1 protein-coding gene is annotated in these 279 nt (G+C 35.1%); it reads right to left on the bottom strand.

Annotation, left to right across the window (positions count from 1 at the left end):
• On the bottom strand, positions 1 to 193 hold a 193-nt coding region (locus HU147_RS19290), incomplete at its 3' end, for a helix-turn-helix domain-containing protein (protein ID WP_224077682.1).
• Positions 194 to 279: the final 86 nt, after the last annotated feature.

The raw sequence follows: 279 nt of genomic DNA, 5'->3' as shown, positions 1-279 counted from the left end.
AGCTATATTGCTTGCCAATTGGCTGGTCAAAACGATGAATTTCATTATTCCGATACCATCTCATCCAGGTCTTAATTTGGGAATAGTTTTTAATCCCATACTTCTCCATAATCTCCTTGTTGGTTAATTCCCCATTCATCTTATCTTTTACAACAGCCCATTTAATTTCGCTTGAATATACGTTTTTGCCCATGCAAAAACACCTCCGATTTGTGTACTTGTTAAAAGTGTACCATCTCGAAGGTGTTTTATATTGTCCCATTTAATTATGTTAGTCTA

This window comes from Planococcus chinensis (assembly GCF_020071995.1).
Taxonomy (GTDB): Bacteria; Bacillota; Bacilli; order Bacillales_A; family Planococcaceae; genus Planococcus; species Planococcus chinensis_A.
Note: the sequence above shows the minus strand (reverse complement) of the source record. Positions and strands in the feature narration are given on the sequence as shown.